The organism is Anaerosacchariphilus hominis, assembly GCF_014290175.1.
In the GTDB taxonomy this organism is placed as follows: domain Bacteria; phylum Bacillota; class Clostridia; order Lachnospirales; family Lachnospiraceae; genus Laedolimicola; species Laedolimicola hominis.
The window spans coordinates 400,269-417,580 of the sequence record NZ_JACOOR010000003.1; the positions used below are offsets into that span (position 1 = coordinate 400,269).

Genomic DNA, 17,312 nt, shown 5'->3' on the forward strand with positions numbered 1-17,312 from the left:
ACTTCAAGTAAACACTTAAAATTCCTTGATTTTCCAAGGCTTTTTCCTTGTTAAATACGTTTACTACACCACATTTACACCATTTCTGTAATAATAGACATTTCATCTTTCAACGTAGAATCTAATACGTGACAATACAAATCCATTGTCATTTGCAGGGAATTGTGTCCTAACAATTTCTGTAATGTTTTAGGGCGCATACCTTTTGCGATACAATTCGTTGCAAAAGTGTGTCTAAGACAATGTGGTGTAAATACTTCAAATGTTTGTACGGGATTTTCTGTGTTTATGCGATTGACCAGATAGCGTATAGCAGTTCTTATATTGCTTTCATGCAGAGGATGATTGGTTTTGCTTGTAAACACCAGATTTTCAAATCCCGATTGAGCTTTAAATCTGCTGTTTACCTTGTCCCGCCATGCCTTTTGCTCTTGCAGTATTTCCATGACCTGTTTAGACATGGGAATGTTCCGCTTGCCCGCCTTACTTTTCGGTGGATGAAACTCATAGATTGCAGTTCCATTGTTGGGAAGATAACAGAGCGTTTTTTCTACATGGATGAAACCAGTCTCAAAATCAACACATTCCCATGTAAGACCAAGAATTTCTCCCATTCGCATACCAGTATTTAACGCAAGAACAAAAAAGGGATAAAGCTGACTGTTTTTCGTTGATTGATAAAGTATCTGAATTTCATCCGGTGTTAATACACGTTTTTCAGGCTGTTCCGTACCGTCTATTTTGGTATTGACCGATACAGCAACATTTTTATTTATCAAATCTGATTCAAAAGCCCTGTTAAGCATATCAACAAGGAGCGCTTTACAATCTCGTCTGGATTTATCACTTTTTAAATTATTGAAAGCGTTTTGAATAATGACCAGATTCAGATTTGTCAGTTTACGCCATCCCAGTTCCTCACGAAGCCGATTATACTGGACGGAGTAGGTGCGTCTGGTTGTATCTCTACAATGCTTTTTACAGGTGGTCATCCATACGTTATACCATTCGTCCAAGGTCATATTACTGGTAACTACATTTATCTGCTTCTCGTCCTCATATTGTGCGTCCCGCAGCTTTTTTGTTATATCGTTGTATGTTTTTGCATAAATCGTCTGTCTTTTGCCAAAACGATTGATAAAGCGTGCCTGATAAAGCCCGTCTTTACGTTGGGAAATGCCTTTCCCCAATTCTTTTCCTTTTAATGATTTACCCATTCTGTACTCCTTTTCTATGGTAAATCAAAAGGGTATTGCTAAGATGTACGCATAGTATATCACAGCAATACCCCTGTTTTCAATCTATACAGCCATTTTGTCAAGCCATTTATCCAGCTTGTTTTTATCAGCATACCATCGGTTTCCAATCTGTACACCGAATCCGTTTTTACCTCTGACAAGTTCCCTTGCTTTCGTTTCTCCAATTCCCAGATAGGAGCATAATTCTTTCAGGTTCAATAGCTTCTTCTCCATAGGCTATTCCTTGAACGGTATAGAACACTGTTCAGCCTTTGTCAGTGAGTGGAAGTTGTTATTTCTTTCGAGATATTCCTTTACCGAAGAGTAGGTTATAACGTGTTCTGCATCCTGATAGAAAATAACCTGATGTATCCGTCGCAGGAACGCTTCCCATGTTGCCGGGCTTTCTGCCTGTACATTTACATATTGTTGTTCCAGAAGAATATTAGAAATAATATAGACTTCCAGATAGCAGGCTGTTTTGTTATTATACCGGGCAGACAGTTCACAGGGATAGCCGTCCAGATAATTGAGCATATCCTGTATTTTCAGACTGCTTCGGAACTCTTCAAAGATAATAACACTGTGATTTTTATAGCTGTCAAATGGATGTATGTAATCTGTCACACGAAATACATTACTATATCCGTATTTCTCCATGACAGACCGTGTTTTACCAGTTTCGGTTTTCCCGAAGATATAAGTAACAGTAAGTTCCCGCCATGTATTTTTATATTCATCCTCAATTAAAAGCTGCCTTGCCCGGTCTATTTTGTCCAGATAACGCATAGCCTGTGGAAATGCTTTTAATATTTCTGCTGTACTCAGTCCGCTTTCTATCATATCATAGATAAATTGTAGTTCGCCCTTTTCGCTCATAGTTTCTTTGGCGGGCATAATGCCATATTCTTCAAAAGTTCCGACGATAGAAGTTTCTGTTTTAGAGGTGCTTTTCCATTTCCCGGCTTTCAGAATATAATCTTTGTTTTCTGCTGATGAACCATAGGCTGATTCTATGTGTCCCTGTGGAAAACGCTTTTTTACCGTAGAGAAGCGGATAGGCGAAGCGCTGTACAAATAGATGTGTGTATGTGGTGTCTGCTCTTTCAGCCCGATTTCATCCGCCATACACCAGTAAGATACAGAGCCGAGTCTGCCAATTTCTTCTTTAATTTGCGGATGGGTCATAGGTGGAATCATACTAAGCGGATTATTAAGCGTTATATTATATTTTCGTGCCTGTCGGTCTTTTGATTCCTGTATTTTCTTTTCTTCCATAAGATTCTCCTACCTGCTACAAAATGATGTAACAGCCTAAAACACTTGATTTTATTGGATAATCAGAGGGTTGCTACAACCCCTTGTAATACTAAAGGGGTTGTACCGCCCCAGTTCCCCGCCGGTGGCGGTCACTGGGGCAGAAACTTTTTATTCCCCGTTGCTTTTAGCCTGCTTAATCAAGTGCATGATTTTTAATATAAGGTGCTACAAATTCCCGTGGTCTGCTGTCAAGCCCTGTTCTCATAATCAAACCAGAGCCGATTTCTCCATAGCGAAGATTTTTTACATCTGCATATTCCGTTCCGAAAATCATACTATATTCACCGGCTGACATCTGACCGAGAGCAACCTTTAAGCCGATATTCCCACGGATACCGCTGTTTCCGAAATATTCTGCTAATCCAGATTGCGAAATCAATCCGGCATAAATATTTTTGCTTCGTCCGCTGACAATAATAGCATTGATTTTACCTAAAGTTTCTTTATACAGCTTATCTGGAAAGACCAGTTTCATCAGGATAATTTCATCACAAATAACACAGACAGGATTAAAATTAAAATCTGTATTTCCATCAATTCCCTGTTGTTCCATATTGGAAATATCGACTGTCCTGCTTTGTAATTCTTCTGTTATGAGTGAAATTTCTTCTGATATCTGTTTTGGCTCATACGCATAAGTAATTGCAATATTTCCATGACAAAATTGCTCCATTTCAACGTCTCTTTTTACATCCAGATAAAGGACACGGACACCGCATTTTAACAGACTGGAAATAATAAAGCGTGTAAAAGTTGTTTTGCCTGAACCAGTAGAGCCAACAATCAGAAAGTGCGGGATTTTCCTGTAATTCCATATAAGGGATGGGGAGAGGTAAACTGTAGTTTCTCCGGAATCCCCCGGAATATCTGCTTTAGACGAAATAACAAGAGCTTTTTCCTGCTCTAATTCAAACAGATATTCTATGTAGCCCCTTTTTTCATATATGTTTAGGCATACCTTTTCCAGACGGTCAGCTAACCCTGTTTCCAGTCCCCGTAGATTGATTTGGTTTCCAGACAGCCGGAAGCGGATATGCAGCGTATTAGAAGCTGTGTCCATACACCAATCCGTTTGCGGGTAAAATGTGTACACTCTCTTTCTTCCCCGAAATGCAGTTTCATATAATTGATTTTCTTCGATATGCTTCTGGATAAGGCAGGAAATTTTTCCCGCCTTGTAGAAGTTGGTATGTCGTACTACTGTAAAGAACATGACCAAAATCAGAAGCATGACAGCCAATGCGATTGCAAAACTTATGTTTCTGGTTACTACATAAGCTGTCAAAAAGATAACCATGAGAAACATATACAGGCTACAGCACCATTTTAACCACCAAAAGGAATGGGCGGTTACTCTGTGGTATTTCATGCCTGCGCATCTCCCTTATTTACCCGCAGTCTGGGTGGATTGACAATCTCAATCTGGTCAGCTACGGCACTGATTTTGATTTCATTGCTTCTAAAATCCTGCCAGAGTTTCGCATCCAGATTGTTAAAGATAACCGGAGTCGGTTTTCCGTTAAATTCTACAGACGGAACAGTCTCTTTTACTTTAACCACGAACTTTTCCCACTGTCTTGTAGAAATAACCGGGTAGCCGATAGCTTCCAGTTCATTTGTACGTTTTCCATCTGCATAGACATAGACTTCTTTCGGTTCTCCGATTAACATCAGTTCTCCAAAGGTTTCATTAAAATCAAAAACTACTTCACTTAATCTCATGTATGTATCCTCCAAAATTTGAATTTTTCTAAGTCGCGCAACTTATGAATCGGATTATAGCGGAAAATGAAGCCGTTGGATATTACAAGACAAGTAGAAGCGGAAAGGCGCATAAAATAAGAGCTTTTCCCAAAAAGGAAATTCAGAGTGATGAAAAAACGTGATAAACAGGTGGATTTTTTTACAGACCATGTAAAAAGATGTGAAAGAAAAATGCACGCTGATGATTCAACGTGCATGAAACAGATATTTATGAGTCTTTTTTCTTGCGTTTTGTAACTTTTCTTCTGCAATAAGTACCAAGCCAGTATTTTTGTTCGATACCAAGTTGTCCTAGTATCTCGTTACACTGATCTATGCTCCTGTCACGACACTGGGTTAAAAGAAATGTATAAGCATAGTCTCTTTTGTTAAAACGATTGAATCCCAGTCCAAGACTATAAAGCAGGGCTTGTGCCATCATTAAATCTAATTTGTAGGCAATACAAACCGTAATAAGCGTATTTCTCTGTGGCGGGTCTTTTTCATCAATCTGTTTCTTTAACCGATAAAGCATATTTTCACTTAATCCTGTCTTATCAGCAAAAGATTTATAGGTCTCATTTTCAAGGACATCACTAATCAGTGCGCTAAATGGTTTGTTGTATCTGGTTGAATTTTCATAGTCTTTAAGAAACAGACTTTCCAGACGTACCCATTCTTTGTAATCGTATCCTGCAATCATTTGGTCATTTGTTGTAGACATATTGTATCCCCCTTTCACTGGTTTTTAGAAGTATCCATATCATTTAAGGCATATTCACACGCCTGAATGACAAAACTGGAAAATGTCACATCCTGATTGACGATTGCTTTATCTATTCTATCAATTAGTTCTACGGGGAAGCGTATAGTCTTATTTTCTGATTCTTTTCGGTTTGGTTTTAGTTGAAAAGCCATAAGCATTACCTCCTGTCATTACTATCATATTGCTAATCACTATATAAATAAGCATTGCGTATTGCATTGCAAAATATGTTGCAAATTACATTGCAAATTAAATTCAGTATGGTAGAATTGACAAAAAGGAGGGTTCGCATGGTTTACAGATATGATTACGATGTAAAAAATAATTTGATTGATTTACTGGAAACAAAGCAAGACTTTGCCGGTGTACTGGAAATGCCATACTATTTAGAAAAGTATCATCAAGAAACAAGCACAGCAAGACAGAATTTGCAAAGATTCCTGATTTACAAACTGTCATATTATTTGAATGATTCTGATTTAAAACAATTTGATTGCGATGTATGTGAAGAAATGACTACTTCTTATCTGAAAACATATCATTGGCTTGACGGATACCGGAGTGAGCAACAACCATCTACGGCGGTCAAATATGAAGTAACAAACGGGGATATAACCTATAGAGGAGATACCATGACCAGTGCATGGATTCCCATGGAAAATTATATTCAGTTAAAAATGTCTGGTCAGATTAAAATGCAAGGGAATATGTGGGAACTTTATTTTCTTAGGAATATGGAAAAAGTAAGATTGTCACCGGAAGCCGGACGTTTTTTGCAATTAACGCATTCTATTGGTAATTTTATACCTGTTCCGAGAGGATTTAATACTGGACGGAGTGGAGAATATGCTAAATGGGATTCATGGGATTTAACACTGGCACAGATATTCCAATGGTACACGGATAATTCTGATATGGCGACTATTTGTAATCATGGAGCATTAGAGCATTTGTTTACCTATGCAAAAAATAAAGAATCGACTATTCAGTATTGTGAAGCATGGTTACAACTATTTGGAACATGGAAAAATTTTGTGAAAGAAAATTATTTAGAAGCATTTGTAGATAAAAAAGGAGTGCCGAAGAAATTTTTTCCGGGACATTCCTTAGAGAACCCGCTTCCGAAAACCTTAAAAGAATATGAGACATTTTTTCAAACGGTAAACAAGTGCATTGAACAGCGAGGAAAACAGATTGCCAATTTTCTTATGAATAGAGAAAATGGAGCAGAATCAATGGGTAAAGGGGCTTCAACATTCAGTTTTTCAGATTTACAAAATGCGAAAGAGACTTTTCTGGAATATGTATACAGTTTTTTGTCGATAAGTACCTGGAAACTTAAACTTCTGGGATTTTTCCTGTTCTATATCATTTTCAGTCCGGTTATGATTAAAATGGAAGTGCATTCACTTTATCAAGTGATTTTTTCTGTTGCTGTTATAATTTTTCTTGCATTTCTTATCATTTATTTTTCTTTAGGGGCTATGTATAAGTGTCCTACTTGTAAGAAACGGTTTGTGTTAAAACGGATAGAAAAAAATCTGGTTAGTTCGGAACGTATCTCTATTTTGCAGGAAGTAAAAACAAGAAATCGTAATGGAAATGTTGTTGGAACGCAGGAGCAATATATTCCGGGAACCAAAAGAATATACGAGATTCATTATGTCTGCAAAAATTGTGGCGAAGATTGTTACAGACAATATGAAAAAGAAACACCCAACGTATAAAGGAGATTTGACAATTTATGAAATTAACCAGAAGATTAGGCTTCCTTATGCTGACAGGAATACTTGCAAGCTGTACTGCCTGTGGTTCTGAAACAACCCCTGTACCTGTGAAAGAGAGTATTCAGGAAGAAACAGACAACAGTGTTAGCAGTTCCGAAGAAACACCAGTTTCGGAAAGTGCGGAAAATTCTGATACGCAGGAATTAAAATTAGACCACACCTATGTAACACAGTTTGGAACGGTAAACGCAGTATCATATCCCTGTTTTTTGTTTGATTATCTGGGAAATTGGACGGTAACGAATGAAGAGGTATCGCAGACTGATGAAACAGTGGTGCTTACAAACGAAAGAGGTTCAACCATAACATATACTTATATCGGTGGTGTTGCAGAAGGACAGTTAGGGTCTGGTTCGGCAACTGATATGACAAGGATTGAGCTTTCTGCTGTGGCAGATTCCCAGTTTATTCCCGGTTATGTGGATGCAAGAAATTATGAGGATTTAGGGAAATTTGTAGTAGCTGAAACTAAAATCACAGGTACAATGGATATGCTTACAGATTCAGATTTTGTAGATACGGATGGAGCAGTTTCTTTTGCTGTTTTGCCGGAAAACAGAACCGGGACAGAAGAAACAACAGATCTTCCTTTGCGTGTTCAAAATACATTCTGGTATAGTGGCTATGTTTCATTCACAGCACAAGCACCAGACGGACAGTTCACAGAAGCGGAACAGACAGAGGTCATTGCTATATTGTCAAGTTTCAGAGTAGAGGATAATTAAGTATCAAGTTGAATGAAGTGGTATCAGACCGGAGATAAGGAAAAATAATATATAAGGGATATTCCAAGAGAGTGATTTGGGATATCCCTTTTTACATCTGCATACCCTTTGATTTACACCATTTACTACACCATCTGGCTATAAAATTACACCATTTTCCGATAAATTACGATAGTTTCACATTTTTAACAAATGCGCTGTAAACCGTATAAACCAAGGATTTCTGCCATTTTGAAAGATTACTTTTCATCTACCACCTGGAAGATGATAAACTTCAGATAATAAGACTCGTCTGCCGCCCAGAGAATCGGATGATCCGGGGCCTGGGTCCGGTATTCCACCTGACGAATCCGCTTGTGTACGCTCTTTGCCGCCTGGGCAATGGTCTGGGTAAACAGCTCGTAGCTCATGAAATGAGAGCAGGAACAGGTAGCCAGAAAGCCGCCGTCCTTCACCAGCTTCAGGCCCCGCATATTGATTTCCCGATAACCCTTGGTGGCATTCTTAACGGAATTCCGGGACTTGGTAAAGGCGGGCGGATCGAGAATCACCACATCGAACTTTTCACCCTTCTTCTCCAGTTCCGGCAGCAGATCGAAGACGTCCGCGCATGTAAAACGCACCGTATTCTCCAGTCCGTTCAGCTTCGCGTTCAGATCTGCCTGATGGACGCCAAGCTCCGACGCATCCACGCCAATGACCTCTTTTGCTCCGGCCAGCCCCGCATTCAGGGCAAAGGATCCTGTATGGGTAAAGCAGTCCAGCACCCGGGCGTCCTTGCAAAGCTTCTGAATGGCCAGACGGTTGTATTTCTGATCCAGAAAAAAGCCTGTCTTCTGGCCATCTTTCACATCGACCAGATAGCGAACGCCATTTTCCACGATCTCCACATTGGTGTCAAAGGGTTCGCCGATGAAGCCCTTCACACGTTCCATGCCCTCTTTTTCCCGTTCCTTGGCGTCGCTTCGCTCATAGATGCCGCGAATCTCCACGCCATCCTCGGCCAGTACATCCTTTAATTCCTCAATAATCGTTTCTTTCATCCGGTCGATACCCAGCGCCAGTGCCTGTACCACCAGCACATCCGAGAACTTATCTACGACCATACCCGGAATCCAGTCTGCCTCGCCGAAGATCACACGGCAGCTGCTGGTATCCACAGTCTTTTTCCGGTACTCCCATGCCGTTTTTACACGGTTGTGTAAAAATTCCCGGTCAATCTCCTGCTCCGGATTTCTCGTCATCATGCGGACGCGGATTTTGGAATGGCGGTTAATAAAGCCCTTTCCCAGACCATAACCGTCAAAATCCCGTACTATCACCAGATCTCCATCCTCAAAATGCCCCATGACGGACTCGATTTCATTATCGTAAATCCATGCTCCGCCCGCCTTTAAGGCACGGCCTTCGCCCTTCTTCAGGGTCGCGATTGCATATTCCATAATTTTACTCCTCTACTCCATTCTTTGCGCAGATATCCTTTAAACAGCAGCGGTCACAATAGGGCTTCGTCCGCGCCGTACAGACTTCTCTGCCGTGATTCACCAGCCGATGGCAGAAGTCGCTGCCTTCCTCTGGCGGAATCAGCTTCCACAGAGCCATTTCCACTTTTTTAGGATCCCTGACGCCATCCACCAGCCCCATCCGGTTCACCAGCCGGATACAGTGGGTATCGGTGACAATGGCAGGCTTGCCAAAGACATCGCCCATGATCAGATTAGCGCTTTTTCGTCCTACCCCGGGCAGCGCAAGAAGCTCGTCAAAGGTAGTCGGCACATTTCCGCCGTACTTTTCCTCCAGTACCTTCATACAAGCGCTGATGTCCCGGGCCTTGCTGTGTCCCAGACCGCAGGGCTTCACGATGGCCTCGATATCCTCCACCGGAGCCGCCGCAAGAGACTTCACATCCGGATATTTTTCATAAAGCTTTTCCACTACCACATTGACCCGTGCGTCGGTACACTGGGCTGCCAGGCGCACACTGACCAGCAGCTTCCAGGCCTGGTCATAGTCCAGGGTACAGTCCGCGTCCGGATATTCCTTCTTCAACCGGTCGATGACAGTAAGCGCAAGTTCCTGTTTTGTCATAATTATCTGTCGTCTCCTTTATCGCTTGTACCCCGCCGTCCTTTTCGGATTGCGGGGTATTCGCTTTTTTGTTAAATATAGTCTATGATTCTTAATTCTTCCTCTGTAAAATGCGTATTTTCCAACGCCTTAATATTATCGAGAATCTGCTCCGGTCTAGACGCGCCGATCAGCACGCTGGTCACGATACCGTCCCTCAGAATCCAGGCAAGAGCCATTTCCGCCAGGGTCTGACCGCGTTCTGCCGCCAGATCATTCAGCTTCCGGATCTGTCCCAGCCGCTCCTCAGTCAATGCGGTTTCCTTCAGGAACCGGCCGTCCGTGCGGATCCGGCTATCCTCGGGAATTCCATGGAGATACCGGTCCGTCAGCATGCCCTGAGCCAATGGGCTGAAAGCGATGATACCCTTATGAAGCTTCGCCGCCGTCTCCTTCAGACCGTTCTGCTCGATGGTTCGATCAAAGATGGAATAGCGGTTCTGGTTGATAATAAACGGACAATGCAGTTCCTTTAAAACGGCCTCTGCCTGGGCCAGTTTCTCTCCGTTATAATTGGACAGTCCCACGTACAAAGCCTTACCGCTCCGCACAATCTGCGCCAGAGCCTCCATGGTCTCCTCCAGAGGCGTCTCCGGATCCATCCGGTGATGGTAGAAAATATCCACATAGTCCAGCCCAAGACGCTTCAAGCTCTGGTCGAGACTTGCAATCAGGTACTTGCGGCTGCCCCAGTTGCCGTAAGGTCCCGGCCACATATCGTAACCGGCCTTGGTACTGATGATCAGTTCATCCCGGTAAGCGCTCAGCTCGTCCTTTAGAATCAGTCCCAGGTTTTTCTCGGCACTGCCCGGCTCCGGTCCGTAATTATTGGCCAGGTCAAAATGGGTAATGCCGTGATCAAAGGCCGTAAAGCAGAGCTTTTTCATATTTTCATAACAGGCAGTGTCTCCGAAGTTATGCCAGAAGCCCAAGGACACTGCCGGTAACAACAGTCCGCTGTCCCCGCAGCGGTGATAGGGAATCGTCTCATATCGTTTTTCATTTGCCTGATACATCAAAAAGCCCTCCTCTTTCTATTCTGTAATTCAGTATACTTGATACACCGGGAAATTTCCAGCCCCAAAGTAAGTTGAAAAAGAATGTGACATGGTATTTCCTATAGAGTAAAAAAGAATGTGCCGTTGGCACATTCTCGCGCCGAGGCGCGGTTGCCTTGGCAACCATCTACCACTGCGCCGAGTGCGCATCCCCCCGGAGGGTTTTTTGCTCTATAGGAAGCATAACTTTCGTGTTTTAACGTGACACGGTATTTCCTATAGAGCAAAAAAGCCGACCGCGGGTTTCACCGCAGCCGACTCTTTATTTCCATATTATTCACTTTTATTCTCATCGGATCCATCTTCCGTGTTCTGAGGATCTTCTTCCGTTTCCGGCACCGCTGTCCGGCCTTTTACCGTCTTCCAGCTGCTGTACAGTCCCCAGCCCGCTAAGCCTGCGCCCACAATCGCAAAAAAGATCGTAAACACAATCATCAGCGGTTTTTCCGAACCGGCTGTGGGAAGCTCACTGAATAGCTGCCAGGCCAGATACAACAGGTACACGCCTCCCAGCGCATAGACAGCCACCCTCGCTTTGTCTCGATTCATTGATCGTCTCCTTTTCCGTCTTAGTCCATCGGAATCCACCGGGCCGTCAGCACATGCTCGCCGGTCATGGTTACTGTGGTATCCGCCTGAATCACAACACCGCTGTAAATCCAGCCATCAAAGCGGAATCCCTCTTTTTCCGGTACCGGAAGCTCCCCGTAGGGCTCGCCGTAGGTCACTGTTTTATCCGGTATAAAAGCCTCACCGTCTGCCTTTCCTCCGTCCAAGTCAAACTTCACCGTCACCTCTGCCGGTGTCCAGACCGCATAGAGAGTCTGATCGTTTTCCACTTTGTCCTCGGAAAAATTCCATTCCTTCGCCAGGCTCTCATCTTCTGAGGTAATCCAGCCACAGAAAGTATAACCGGGCTTCAAAGGCGTCTCCGGCTCCTCTGCCAGTTCCCCATGCTTCAGCCGCTGGGCGGCGATCTCCGATCCGCCTTTTGTATCAAAGGTCACATTGTAACCCCCATGGGTGGCGAACCAGAACACCAGAATCACCACGCAACAAATCGCGCCTATAATAAATCCGTCTAAAATACGGATGGGGACATCCTTACTTCTGTAGATGCCCCTTCCGAACCATTTCTTATCTTCTGCCATAGATTTCTGTCAGTTGTCCTTTTCTGAAAATGGATTACTTACGCACCAGATACTTTCTCATATCAATGGAGCAGGCAATCAGGATAATCAGACCCTTGATGATATACTGCAGGTTCTGGTTGATGGAAAGGAACTGCAGCGCTACAAAGATAATACGAAGCAGGAATACTCCCATTACTACGCCGCTGATCTTACCGGTACCACCAACAAAGGAAACGCCGCCGATAACGCAGGCCGCGATTGCGTCACACTCGTAGTTCAGACCGGTACCTGCCTGGTTAGAACCGATACGGGCGGACTCAATAAATCCGGTAATACCATACATACAGCCTGCCAGGGTATGTACCAGAATGGTAGTCTTCATAACATTGACGCCGGATACGTTTGCAGCCTCCGGGCTGGAACCTACCGCGAACATATTCTTACCGAAGGTTGTCTTATTCCACATGAACCACATGAAAATAACAACTACGATTGCGTAGAATACATAATTCGGAATTGGAACGCCTGCCACAGACAGGTGGCTTCCGGTTACAAAATCTTTGAAGGACTGGTCAAGTCCGGAAAGCGGCTGACCATTGTTGCCGTTAATCATAATGTACATCAGCAGGCAGCCGTATACGATCAGCTGTGTTGCCAGTGTTACGATGAACGGATGCAGTGAGAATTTCGCCACGAAGAAACCATTGACCCAGCCTACCAGACCGCCCACTGCGATGGCAATCAGAATAACCAGCCAAATCGGCATAACCGGAAGATCCGGGAACATTTTTGTGGCATAAGTTACAGACTGCAGCAGGGATGCGGAAATACATGCGGTCAGACCTACTACTCGTCCGGCAGAAAGGTCTGTACCGGTCAGTACGATACAACCAGCAATACCGCAGGCAATGGGAATATTTGCCGCAGAAAGTGAAATAATATTGACGATAGAATCCGGCTTCAGGAAATAGCTGTTCTTCGCCTGTGTGTAAATAATCGCCACAAGAATCAGAATATACATGGCGTTGTTGATCAGTGTCTCTTTCCAGAAGGTTTTCTTATCCTTGCTGTCCAATGCCTGATAACTGGAAATCTTTGCGTTCCAGCTGGATTTCATATTAGAAAAAACGTTCATATCGCGCCGCCCCCTTATACGTATTTCGCAGCATGAGTCATAATCTCTTCCTGCGTCGTCTCACTTGCATTTACTTCGCCTGCCAGCCGTCCGCCGGACATAACCAGGATCCGGTCGCAGATACCAAGAAGCTCCGGCATCTCAGAGGATACCACGATGACACATTTGCCCTTATTGGCCAGGTCTATGATAAGCTGGTAGATCTCGTACTTCGCTCCTACGTCAATTCCTCGGGTAGGCTCGTCCAGAAGCAGTACTTCCGGCTCGGTCAGAAGCCAGCGTCCCAGAATAACCTTCTGCTGATTTCCACCGGACAGGGAACGAATCTTCGTCTCCTGGGTCGGGGTCTTCGTATGCATAGCATCAATGGACCACTGGGTATCCTTCTTCATGGACTTTTCATCCAGCCAGAACCCCATGCGCAGATGCTTCTTTAAGCTGGAAATAACGGTGTTCTCCCGGATATTCAGGATACCAAAGATACCGGTGGCACGACGTTCCTCCGTCAGCATGGCAAAACCATTTTTGATGGACTCCCGGGCATTGCGGTTCTTTACTTCTTTGCCATAAAGCTTTATCGTTCCGGAATGGCGGGTAGCGATACCAAAGATATTCTCCAGGGTCTCTGTTCTTCCGCTGCCGTCCAGACCTGCCAGACCTACGATCTCTCCCTTTCTTACATTGAAAGATACATCCTTCAGCAGGGAATACTGAGCTGTCAGATTCTCTACCTCCAGCGCAATCTCACCCGGCGTATTGGTCTTCGGCGGGAACTGGTTGGTCAGCTCACGGCCTACCATCAGACGGATAATCTCATCGGTAGTCAGCTCACTCGACGGACGGGTTGCCACATACTGACCATCCCGCATGATGGTAACTTCATCAGAAATCCGTAAAATCTCTGCCATCTTATGGGAAATATAGATAATGCCGCAGCCTCTGTCACGCAGCATATTTATAATCTCGAATAAATGCTCTACCTCCTGCTCTGTCAGTGAAGAAGTAGGCTCGTCAAATACGATGACCTTGGAATTATAGGAAACGGCTTTCGCAATCTCCACCATCTGTCTCTGGGATACCGGCATGGTACTCATAATCCGCTTCGGATCCACGTCAATGCCCAGTTCCTTAAAAACAGCCTTCGTATCATCGTATATTTTTTTCTCATTTACCATGACGCCTGCAATCTTGGGATAACGTCCCAGCCACAGGTTGTCCATTACATTACGCTTCAGTGCCTGATTCAGCTCCTGATGCACCATTGCCACACCGTTTTCCAGTGCTTCCTTCGAATTCTTGAAATTAATTTCTTTGCCTTCCAGAAAAATCTGTCCGCTATTCTTGGCATACATACCAAACAAGCATTTCATCAGGGTGGATTTTCCTGCGCCGTTTTCTCCCATCAGCGCGTGGACGGTTCCCCTCTTCACTGTCAAAGAAACATGATCCAGCGCCTTGACACCGGGGAATTCTTTACAGATGTCTGTCATTTGTAAGAGAACATCATGCTCCATACTCTTCCTCCCATCTCGTTGACACAAAGGCGGACGTAACTTACGGCCGCCTTTGTTGTATCCTTACTTTGCTATCTTTTTCAATCGTTTCCTGTGATTTACTCTCCTGTGTACGGTGCGTACGGAACGTAAATCTTGTTGCTGATCTCTGCGTCTGCATTGTAGCTGTCAGTTCCGTCTGTCAGAGCTGCGCCCTTAGCTGCGTTCTGAGCCATGATGGAGATACAGTCTGCCATACCCTCTGCGTCCTGCTTGATGGTACCAACCATCTTGCCGTCGCTGATAAGCTGCTTCGCTGCGTCTGTAGCGTCTACGCCGAATACCGGAATCAGAGTGGAATCAGCTGTTCCCAGGTTATATCCCTTATCGTTCAGTGCGGAGATAACGCCCTCAGCCATACCGTCGTTGTTGCAGATAACCAGCTCGATCATGTTGCCGTTACCCTCGTTGTACTGGGACAGGTTGGTGGTCATGTAGTTATTTGCAGCGGTTGCGCTCCATGCGCCATCCTGGTCTACCTGATACTTGTCTGTGTTGGTCGGGTCGAAGTACTCAAGCTCCGGCTTACCAGCCTCGGTAAGAACTGCGTTAGCGTCCTCTACTGCGAACTGAGTACGGTAAATAGCCTCTGCGTTACCAAGCTGACCCATCATCATAGCGTAGGAAATCTTGCCGTCGCCGTTCAGGTCAACCTTGTCAAAGTTCTCAACCAGGTAATCGCCGATCATCTTGCCCTGCATATGTCCTGCTTCCGGAGCGTCTGTTCCAACGAATGCGCACTTGTCATAGGAACCAAGAACCTGTCCTGCTGTAGCATCATCCTCAACTGCTCTGTTGAAGAAGATCAGGTCAACGCCCTTAGCGGATGCCTTATCAACAACTGCCTGGGAAGCGTCTACAGAACCGGAGGTAACGATGTTTACGATCAGGATGTTTGCGCCCTGTGCAAGAGCGGTATCGATCTGCTCGTTCTGTGTGGTCTGGTTGTTGTTTGCGTCATAGTTCTGATACTTTACTCCAAGGCTGTCCAGCTTCGCATCCAGTGCGGTACGAACAGAAGAGATATATGTGTCAGAGTAGGTGTAATAGAATACTGCGATGTTAGCGTCGGAGAGATCTCCGGTTGCCTCTGCAGCGTCTGCTACATCCCCTGCTTCTGCCTCTGCAGTAGCGTCAGCTGCCGGAGTGTCCTCCTTCTTGCCGCCGCAGCCTGCCAGCATGGATAATGCCATAGCGCCGCATAATACAACTGCTAAAAGTTTCTTTTTCATAGTGAATCCTCCCTTTAATATGGTTGCAGTTACGAACTACATTGAAATTATAACATAATCCCAAATAAATCAAATGTATTTTTTTACTTTTTTAGGTTAATATTTTACGTTTTGAAGTTTGATTTCTGTTGGTTTTCCCAGTGATTGACAAGCAATTCAAAATCGTTTACTATGAAATCATGTATAAATTTCACATAATATAAGGAGAGTTCTAATGAAAACAACGGGAGAAGTAAAAAATCTGTTACAAAACCGGGAGTTGGATTCCACATTACTGGACATTTACCTGGACGAAAGCCGTCTGGATTATCAGCGTCAGCGTTACATCGACGCCCTGACACGCTATGAGGAGCTGTATGGGACCGGAGAAATCGCTATCTTCAGCGCGCCGGGCCGCAGCGAGATCGGCGGCAATCACACCGACCATCAGCACGGTGAAGTACTGGCTGCCTCTATTAACCTGGACGCCATCGCCATCACCGCGCCGCTGGCAGAGCCGGTTGTCCGCGTGGTATCTGACGGTTACGACATGATTACCGTATCCCTGGACGATCTGGGGGTAAAGGATGAGCTGATGGGAACCACCGATTCCCTGATCCGCGGCGTGCTGGAAGGAATCAAAAACCATGGCGGCAAAATCGGCGGCTTCCAGGCCTATGTGACCAGCGATGTACTGATTGGCGCAGGCCTGTCCTCCTCTGCCGCTTTCGAAACCATCATCGGAACCATTGTATCCGGCCTCTACAATGAGATGAAGCTTTCCCCGGTTGATATTGCCATCATCGGCCAGTATGCGGAGAATGTCCACTTTGGCAAACCCTCCGGCCTCATGGATCAGATGGCCAGCTCTGTGGGTAATCTGGTACATATTGATTTCGCGGATGTGGCTCATCCGGTCATCGAAAACGTAAGCTGCGACCTGGCGAAATACGGCTATAGCCTGTGTATCACCGACACCAAGGGCTCCCATGCGGACCTGACCCCGGATTATGCAGCCGTTCCCGCTGAGATGCGCGCCGTAGCTGCTGTACTCGGTCAGGAGCTTCTGCATGGTATTACTCTGGAGCAGCTTTTCTCCCATGCTGCAGAGATTCGTGAAAAGACCGGCGACCGCGCTTACTTACGCGCCATTCACTTCGTAACGGAAAATGTGCGGGTGCAGGAAGAGGTGGCTGCTCTGAAGGCAGAAGACTTCGACGCTTTCCTGAAAACCGTAAAGGCCTCCGGCGATTCCTCCTTCAAGTATCTCCAGAACGTATACACCAACCACGACACTACCCACCAGAACGTGTCTGTGGCCCTGGCAGTCAGCGACGCCATTCTCGGTAGCAACGGCGTCAGCCGTGTCCACGGCGGCGGCTTTGCCGGAACTATCCAGGCTTTCGTGAAGAATGAGGCTGTAGCCGGGTACAAGGCTGCCCTTGACGGTGTATTCGGCGAAGGCGCCTGCGATGTACTGATGATTCGGAAGTACGGCGGAATGCAGGTTCTGTAA

The 17,312-nt window shown here is 45.0% G+C and carries 18 protein-coding genes; 3 read left to right on the top strand and 15 right to left on the bottom strand.

The genetic code is table 11. From position 1 onward, the window contains the following. Positions 1–74 precede the first annotated feature (74 nt). The 7 genes from H8S44_RS06815 to H8S44_RS06845 form a co-directional block, all read right to left on the bottom strand. Positions 75–1,217 carry a site-specific integrase gene (locus tag H8S44_RS06815; protein ID WP_118930452.1) on the bottom strand — a complete coding sequence of 381 codons (1,143 nt, stop codon included), beginning with the start codon at positions 1,215–1,217 and terminating at the stop codon, positions 75–77. An 84-nt stretch (positions 1,218–1,301) separates the two neighbouring features. Beyond that, positions 1,302–1,472 (bottom strand): helix-turn-helix domain-containing protein, encoded by a 171-nt coding sequence (locus H8S44_RS06820; RefSeq protein WP_118482337.1) that lies wholly within the window; start codon positions 1,470–1,472, stop codon positions 1,302–1,304. 3 nt (positions 1,473–1,475) lie between these two features. After that, positions 1,476–2,516, bottom strand: a complete 1,041-nt coding sequence (locus tag H8S44_RS06825) for a replication protein (RefSeq protein WP_182364923.1) — start codon at positions 2,514–2,516, stop codon at positions 1,476–1,478. Between the two features lie 175 nt (positions 2,517–2,691). Further along, entirely contained in the window at positions 2,692–3,927 is a 1,236-nt protein-coding gene (locus H8S44_RS06830; RefSeq protein ID WP_186871835.1) for an FtsK/SpoIIIE domain-containing protein, read from the bottom strand. Continuing rightward, positions 3,924–4,280, bottom strand: coding sequence for a hypothetical protein (locus H8S44_RS06835; RefSeq protein ID WP_186871836.1), 357 nt, complete (start codon positions 4,278–4,280; stop codon positions 3,924–3,926). The genes H8S44_RS06830 and H8S44_RS06835 overlap by 4 nt, the downstream gene beginning before the upstream one ends. A 250-nt stretch (positions 4,281–4,530) precedes the next feature. Then, the gene (locus H8S44_RS06840; protein ID WP_186871837.1) at positions 4,531–5,025 is read right to left on the bottom strand and encodes a hypothetical protein; all 495 of its coding nucleotides are present in this window, start codon (positions 5,023–5,025) and stop codon (positions 4,531–4,533) included. Positions 5,026–5,039: 14 nt separating this feature from the next. Further along, on the bottom strand, positions 5,040–5,219 hold the full coding sequence (locus H8S44_RS06845; RefSeq protein WP_118482341.1) for a YlcI/YnfO family protein: 180 nt from the start codon (positions 5,217–5,219) through the stop codon (positions 5,040–5,042). A 138-nt stretch (positions 5,220–5,357) separates the two neighbouring features. Here H8S44_RS06845 and H8S44_RS06850 point away from each other — a divergent pair, with 138 nt between their 5' ends. Both H8S44_RS06850 and H8S44_RS06855 read left to right on the top strand, forming a co-directional pair. Beyond that, entirely contained in the window at positions 5,358–6,794 is a 1,437-nt protein-coding gene (locus tag H8S44_RS06850; RefSeq protein WP_186871838.1) for a DUF6994 family protein, read from the top strand. 17 nt (positions 6,795–6,811) lie between these two features. Then, the gene (locus H8S44_RS06855; RefSeq protein WP_186871839.1) at positions 6,812–7,579 is read left to right on the top strand and encodes a hypothetical protein; all 768 of its coding nucleotides are present in this window, start codon (positions 6,812–6,814) and stop codon (positions 7,577–7,579) included. 239 nt (positions 7,580–7,818) lie between these two features. Here H8S44_RS06855 and H8S44_RS06860 read toward each other — a convergent pair whose 3' ends face one another. The 8 genes from H8S44_RS06860 to H8S44_RS06895 all read right to left on the bottom strand — a co-directional run bounded on the left by H8S44_RS06860 (position 7,819) and on the right by H8S44_RS06895 (position 15,817). Next, the gene (locus tag H8S44_RS06860) at positions 7,819–9,021 is read right to left on the bottom strand and encodes a class I SAM-dependent rRNA methyltransferase (protein WP_186871840.1); all 1,203 of its coding nucleotides are present in this window, start codon (positions 9,019–9,021) and stop codon (positions 7,819–7,821) included. Between the two features lie 4 nt (positions 9,022–9,025). After that, the gene (locus H8S44_RS06865; protein ID WP_186871841.1) at positions 9,026–9,667 is read right to left on the bottom strand and encodes an endonuclease III domain-containing protein; all 642 of its coding nucleotides are present in this window, start codon (positions 9,665–9,667) and stop codon (positions 9,026–9,028) included. A gap of 71 nt (positions 9,668–9,738) precedes the next feature. Next, on the bottom strand, positions 9,739–10,722 hold the full coding sequence (locus tag H8S44_RS06870) for an aldo/keto reductase (protein ID WP_279288086.1): 984 nt from the start codon (positions 10,720–10,722) through the stop codon (positions 9,739–9,741). 315 nt (positions 10,723–11,037) lie between these two features. Next, positions 11,038–11,313, bottom strand: coding sequence for a hypothetical protein (locus H8S44_RS06875; RefSeq protein WP_186871843.1), 276 nt, complete (start codon positions 11,311–11,313; stop codon positions 11,038–11,040). A 20-nt stretch (positions 11,314–11,333) separates the two neighbouring features. Continuing rightward, the gene (locus H8S44_RS06880) at positions 11,334–11,915 is read right to left on the bottom strand and encodes an InlB B-repeat-containing protein (RefSeq protein WP_186871844.1); all 582 of its coding nucleotides are present in this window, start codon (positions 11,913–11,915) and stop codon (positions 11,334–11,336) included. A 34-nt stretch (positions 11,916–11,949) separates the two neighbouring features. Continuing rightward, positions 11,950–13,032 carry a galactose/methyl galactoside ABC transporter permease MglC gene (locus H8S44_RS06885; protein ID WP_186871845.1) on the bottom strand — a complete coding sequence of 361 codons (1,083 nt, stop codon included), beginning with the start codon at positions 13,030–13,032 and terminating at the stop codon, positions 11,950–11,952. 14 nt (positions 13,033–13,046) lie between these two features. After that, positions 13,047–14,546, bottom strand: coding sequence for a sugar ABC transporter ATP-binding protein (locus tag H8S44_RS06890; protein WP_186871846.1), 1,500 nt, complete (start codon positions 14,544–14,546; stop codon positions 13,047–13,049). Positions 14,547–14,644: 98 nt separating this feature from the next. Further along, on the bottom strand, positions 14,645–15,817 hold the full coding sequence (locus H8S44_RS06895; protein ID WP_186871847.1) for a galactose ABC transporter substrate-binding protein: 1,173 nt from the start codon (positions 15,815–15,817) through the stop codon (positions 14,645–14,647). Between the two features lie 214 nt (positions 15,818–16,031). Between H8S44_RS06895 and H8S44_RS06900 the strand changes: the two genes are divergently transcribed. Then, positions 16,032–17,312: a galactokinase gene (locus H8S44_RS06900; protein WP_186871848.1), complete on the top strand. Its 1,281-nt coding sequence runs from the start codon at positions 16,032–16,034 to the stop codon at positions 17,310–17,312.